Source organism: Candidatus Ancaeobacter aquaticus (assembly GCA_030765405.1).
Taxonomy (GTDB): Bacteria; Auribacterota; Ancaeobacteria; order Ancaeobacterales; family Ancaeobacteraceae; genus Ancaeobacter; species Ancaeobacter aquaticus.
Genome location: JAVCCP010000075.1, coordinates 1 through 6,407 on the forward strand (window position 1 = coordinate 1; position 6,407 = coordinate 6,407).

General features: G+C 36.5%; 5 protein-coding genes. 4 read left to right on the plus strand and 1 reads right to left on the minus strand.

Annotated features, from left to right (window positions below):
- Positions 1 to 470 precede the first annotated feature (470 nt).
- From P9M13_10335 to ptsP, 4 genes are all read left to right on the plus strand, one after another.
- Positions 471 to 1,943, plus strand: a complete 1,473-nt coding sequence (locus P9M13_10335) for a phospholipase D-like domain-containing protein (GenBank protein ID MDP8263681.1) — start codon at positions 471 to 473, stop codon at positions 1,941 to 1,943.
- Between the two features lie 25 nt (positions 1,944 to 1,968).
- On the plus strand, positions 1,969 to 2,484 hold the full coding sequence (locus P9M13_10340; protein ID MDP8263682.1) for a hypothetical protein: 516 nt from the start codon (positions 1,969 to 1,971) through the stop codon (positions 2,482 to 2,484).
- On the plus strand, positions 2,481 to 2,750 hold the full coding sequence (locus P9M13_10345) for a hypothetical protein (GenBank protein ID MDP8263683.1): 270 nt from the start codon (positions 2,481 to 2,483) through the stop codon (positions 2,748 to 2,750). The genes P9M13_10340 and P9M13_10345 overlap by 4 nt, the downstream gene beginning before the upstream one ends.
- Positions 2,751 to 3,354: 604 nt before the next feature.
- Entirely contained in the window at positions 3,355 to 5,028 is a 1,674-nt protein-coding gene (gene ptsP, locus P9M13_10350) for a phosphoenolpyruvate--protein phosphotransferase (GenBank protein ID MDP8263684.1), read from the plus strand.
- A gap of 871 nt (positions 5,029 to 5,899) precedes the next feature.
- Here ptsP and P9M13_10355 read toward each other — a convergent pair.
- Positions 5,900 to 6,268, minus strand: a complete 369-nt coding sequence (locus P9M13_10355) for a hypothetical protein (GenBank protein MDP8263685.1) — start codon at positions 6,266 to 6,268, stop codon at positions 5,900 to 5,902.
- Positions 6,269 to 6,407 lie beyond the last annotated feature (139 nt).

A 6,407-nucleotide genomic window follows, 5' to 3' on the forward strand; every position in this document is an offset into this window, starting at 1 on the left:
CTAGGTCGTACCAATGAAGCTTATTCTCTCCGCAGGCAGTGTAAAGAAAACAGACATCCTGCCTATTCTCTTTACACTCCACTGCTGGGCTATTCCAATGTAGTATTCTGCTGCTCCCTCCTTGTCCACGTGCTCATTCCTTCGGAATGAAACGAGGCAAGCAGTCGCAGTATTGTGTGGCACTAGGTCATGCCACGCCTCGCCGAGGCTGGCTCGGCTTTTTTACCCCTTCTTTTTGTTTTGCTTTACCTTGGGTTTTTTAGCGAGCGGCTTGATGAGTTTGTTTCCTGTAAGGAATATAATCTTATTAAGGTGCGAGCGAATTTATAAGGAGGCTATGCACAAATAATTTTTTCTTCCCACAGACTTCTGACTGGATTGTATAAGAAGATATTATTTGTGAATAAATAAAGCCGACACACTCCTTATTGGATTTGATTTTATTGCAGGGTTGGACTATAATTTGGAACATGAAACGTTTACTTCTAAATATAATAATTCTTTTTAGCCTTCTCTCTCCCCTATTTTCTACAAATGCATTCTCTGAAGAAATTACACCTTTGAGTAATCAAGAATACTTTACTGCTGTTCATAAATCTTTCGCTGAAGCCAAAGACTCCATTTATGTTGTTATGTACTACATTAATTTCAAAAAAGACCAACCTAAGTCTACGGTCTCTATATTGGTTAATGACTTGGTTAAAGCTAAAGAACGTGGTGTTGATGTTAAGGTTGTCCTCGATCAAACTATCGTTTTCAAAGGAAACAGGCTTCTTGGAAGAGATTATGAAAAGGCTGAAAAAAATAGAAGGGCTTTTGATTATCTTAAAGCAAACGGTATTGATGTTTCTTTTGATAAGCTTGAGATATACACCCATGGTAAATGTATCCTTATTGATGGAGAGATAGTCATTATTGGGAGTCATAACTGGACAAAGAATGCTTTAACAAGGAGCAATGAATATTCTGTACTTTTTAAATCAAAAGACGTCGCAAACGATTTTCTGGATGATTTTAAAAAGATACAGATTGATCATGAGGCAAGCGCAAAGGTATCTCAAAAATATATCATTTTTAATACTGATATTATGCTTGCAGTATTAAGTGATTTTGTTTCTCATTCAAATGATTATTTTTGGAACGTATACATGTATCTTGTGGGTCATTACAATCCAGGCAAAGAAATAAACTTTGATTACAAGAAAGTCGCTGAATATATTGGAATTTCCGACAGAATGTCGAAAAATAAATATAGAGAAATGCTTGGTTATCAAACGTTAAGGAATTTACAAAATAAATATGGACTCCTCAAATATGCACCTGTAAGAGGGAAAAATGCTAAAGTTATATTAAAGCCATTTAATGATACTAAAAAGAAATATTTTGAGATTCCGGAGAAATTCTGGGGAACGGGTTGGGATATGAGATTGTCACTTTCCGGAAGATACTGCTATTTTATAAATCTTATAGAAGGCGGACCTGAACACAAAATGTGGATGATGAGCAAAAAGGCACTAGTCGAAAAGTATAAAGTTGGAAAAGAAGTTATTAGCAACGGAATGGCTGAACTTAGACACTGGAATTTGCTCGAAATCGAATATGGCAATATAGATTCTGGTAAAGGATATAATAACAGATTACCAAATAGATATAGGTTAAAGAATTTATACAGTATTGAAAATTTCAGCAAGGAACTTGGAAAACTTTATGACAAGTATGGAAAAAACAAGGTTAAAGAGGCTCAAGAATACGCCAGGCTTGTCTTTTGCGAGAATAATCTAGTTGATGTAGAAGATATTATTAAGATGATCGATGAATACGGAATTGATAAAGTGAACTACGCTTTCGATAGGATAAAAGATAGGTCAAAAGATAACCCGAAAAGAAGCATAGCTTATGTGAAGGGGATATTGCAGAGTATGGCAATGGAAACAGATAAATGAATAATCAAAAAATGGAAACCTAATTATGTTCACTGGCAATCGCCTAACCAAAGTATTTAACTCATCAAAGGAAATTCCATTTGATGATTCGTCTAAATTTATTTTATTTAGTGATTGTCACCGAGGTGACAACAGTCTGGCAGATGACTTTGCTCATAATCAAAATATCTTTTTTTATGCGTTGAACCACTACTATAACAACGGATTTTCCTACATTGAAATCGGAGATGGAGATGAGCTTTGGGAAAACAGAAGATTTGCTACAATAAGAAGTGCCTATAACCATATATTTAAGTTAATGAGTAAATTTCATCAGGATAATAGATTTTATTTTATCTGGGGAAATCACAACAGGAAATGGAAAAATCCTAAGAACGTTAAGAAACACCTTTACAGCTATTATAACGAGCGTAAAGATTGCTATGAACCGCTATTTGAAGGTATAGAAACACATGAAGGTTTAATACTTCAATATTCGGATACAAAAAATAAAATATTCCTGACACACGGACATCAGGGACAATTAATGAATAGGAAATGAATAGGTGTGACCCCTTCACCTTCACCTATATGTTGGCCAAGTGGTTAAAACTGCCGTACAGAGACGCCGCGCCATCAGCGCTTATTAGTGCGAGTAACCACTTCGAGGTTGCAATAGCTACTGCTGCAATGCTTTTCGGATTATCTTCAGGGGCGTCACTTGCGACTGTTGTTGGAGTATTGATTGAAGTACCGGTTATGCTTATGCTGGTCAGGGTATGTCTGAGAACGAGGAATGCATTTTCGGATACTGGTAACGTCACATAGTTTTCCTATTTATTGTTTTTATCTGTTGTAGTAGAATCATGGGATGATATACTCTATTATGCGTAGTGTTGGTGCACATTTAATATTCCTTACAATACTTATTGCGTCTATCTATGAATAGGTGTGTCCCCTTTATTTTCGTAAAGACCCCTTTTTCACTCAGAGCTGTATCGTATAGGCGTTTATTTCTTAGAGATACCAGAGAGTAATAAAGGAATATTATCAAATTGCATCGAATTTCCAAAAGAATCAGACTAAATGCATGCCGAGATCTGGTCATAACACAACTGCATAAAAGGAATATTTTGTTTAATTTCAATAATTTACAATATGTAATTATCAGGTTAGATACCCGAAGGTCATTAAATTCTCACCTAGAAAAAAATCAAGACCATTTATTAATAAAAATATCTATTTGTCGGACAATAAGATACGATGAGAATAGATCATTTATGGCATGACGTAGGCGATAAAGCAATTGCTTGTGTTGCCGACGTATTAAAGAGTTCTTTGCGTTAATGTATGATGAAAAACGAACACGGCATAAAGTAACAGTTGATGTTGACTATAAAGAGGTTAACAAAGTAGGAGTGGATCTTTAAATATGAAAAATATAATTTCAAAACGAACTGTTTTTAAAGGCGAACCTATCGTAGGTGGATTTGCTGTTGGGTATGTTTTTTATTATCAGGATATTTTAACTCGTCACGTTGAGAAGAGAGATTTGAAAAAATGGCAGGTGGAAGGAGAAATTAAAAAGTTTCAACAGGCTAGTGATAAAGTTCACGGAGACCTCGGCAATTTAAAGTCAAAAGTTGCGAAAGAAATTGACCCGGAACATGCTGAGATTTTTACTGCCCACCAACTCATTTTAAAAGATGACGCACTGGTTGAGGATATTGAAAAAGGCCTGAAGGATCAGAAACTCAATGTTGAACACATTGTACAGGAAGTATTTGAAGATCGGAAGGATAAAATAAAAAGAAATAAGAACGATTTCATTCAAAAAAGGGCAATTGATGTCGTCGATGTTGGCAGGCGCCTCATGAGGGCTCTTACCGGGAGAACGAATAAAAACAGTGCTTTGAATCTTGCCGAGAATTCTGTTATTTTTGCGCAGAGGTTGCTTCCATCGGACACAGCATCTTTCAATATAAAAAATGTTAAAGCAATCGTTACGGTTGAAGGAACGCAAAATTCGCATTCTGCGATTCTCGCAAAGGCTTTGGATATCCCCTTTGTTTCCAAGATAAATATCCCTACTGAATCCCTCCCCCATGGGACCCAAGTAATTATCGATGGAGATAAAGGATTGATCATTGTTAATCCAACTCCGGCTGAACTTAAATCCTACCCGGAAGTAATTCAAAAGAGAATAGATAACAGGCTCAAGGTTGTTCAGCATGTTAAAGATGTTCCGTTAGAAATAAGAGGAGAGTTAATTAAGGTGACCGCTAATGTATCTTCTTTAAGTGATATTAAGATGGCAAGAGACTGTATGTCTGACGGAATCGGTCTTTATCGCACCGAGTCTCTTTATATGGACAGTCAAAACTTTCCTCGGGAGGAAAAGCTTTATGATCAGTTAGTCAAGGCCTTAAGTTGCGTGAACGATCAAGAGATTAATCTTCGTCTTCTGGACATTGGGGGAGATAAAACTCTGCCTTTTCTCAAAATTGTAGAAATTAAAGATCCGGCATTAGGTTTAAAAGGTGTAAGGTTGCTTTTAAAATATCCTAGTTTATTAGAAATGCAGCTGAGGGTTTTTCTTCGATTGAGCGCAAAATTTAATGTCAAGATTTCGGTCCCCATGGTTTCTCTTCCATGGGAGATGACAGAGGTTAGGAACTATCTTTCGAAAGAGAAAGAGAAGCTGCGCAAAGAGGGAATATCATTTAATGAAAATGTTTTTCTGGGAGCCATGATCGAAACGCCATCAGCACTTATGCTCATCGACGAATTTCTCAAAAACTCTGATTTCTTAAATATCGGCACCAATGATCTAGTGCAATATGTTATGGCCGCAGGCCGTGAGAAAATTGAAGTGATTGAGTATTATCAAGAGGGAAAGCATATTATTCTTAAACCCCTTGAAGAAGTTATCCGTAAAGCAAAAGAATTAGGCAAAGAATGCAGTCTGTGTGGAGAATTAGCCGGGAATTTAAAATTTACCAATCTTCTTTTAGGTATTGGGTTAAGAAATTTTAGTGTTCAATCGACCTTAGTTCCCTATGTAAAACATAAGATTATTCGTCTTGCAAGAAAGCCTTCCCGGTAAATGAAGTGCGCGAGGAATTAATGAGTATTTTGAGGGGTAAATATTTTTACCCCGTAACTGAAGAAGACGATAGCTGCTATCCCTAGATAAACCTGTCTCTGTAGCTATGCAATAACAAAACCACGAATGATAAGACACACTAAGAAACCCCTCGACACCACCATGCTGACATATAACCCGATAATATCTTCTATAATCACTTATAAAGGAAAAAAGCTGGTACATTAAAATATACAGGAGAAGTTGGAGAAAGTTTTGCAGCAAGCAAATCCCAGCGAAGCTGGGACCGAAGTTTATAACTGGAAGGAATAATCTTCTGGCCAAGAATTTATTCCTGATGATTTTTTAATATTTGTTTTTATCACTACTCAATACTTCCCAACATCCTCCCTTAGCGGGACAGACTCGCTTATTCCTTCTCTGCCTGCTCCGGGACGCTTGGACAAATAAGCCAAAATATCATCTTGTTTCTGGGTAGTTTTCTGGACATCTTTTTGGGTAGTTTTAATGAATATATTTTCATTAATAGACCTGAAAACTTTCTCCGTACTTTCTCCGAAGCTTTCTGAACGACCGCTTCTTCCTGTTTTTTCTCTCTCAAAGCTTTTCTATACGTCACAACAAAGTTTGGAACAATTCCCTCATAACTTGCTTTCGTGAATGATGAGTTTGTACTATCTCATCAAGGAACGAGCGGATAATTTAAAAAGGAGGCTATTCATAAACAATTTGTTCTGTTATTAGAATTCTACATTGAGACTGAAAGAAGATATTGTTTATGAATGAATAAAGCCGACATTCCTTATTGGGTTTTATTTTACGTCTAATGGAATACAGACTATAAGCATATGACAAGTAGGTAGAACAGGAACTATTTAAATAATTTTATGAACTTAGAGTATTTAGAGGGGTAAATATTTTTACCCCTCAACTGTAAAGGACGATAACTCCTGTCCCGAGTATCAAACTCCCATAAACCTGTCTCCGTAGCTATACGATAACAAAACCATGGATGCCAGGGCGCACTGAGGAACCCCTCAACACCACCATGCTGACATATAAAACGATAATATCTTCTATAATCACTCTTAATAGTACGTCTCCAATAATATATACCACCATCATCAGTAACATCCTTATACAAATACCTACCCCTATACCTAACATCTCTAGGAGCAATACCAAACATACCTACAAAACCCCAAAAGCAGAAACGTATAACAGTAAATATATATAACATAACGAACTCCTATCTCTGCGTGATAATGAATGCGCAGCCCTCAATAAGAAAACTGCTAACATTCACAAAAGGAACAATCTACACAGGAAACAAATATAAGACCATCTTCCTCGCGAAGGACAAGATCACAACCACACTC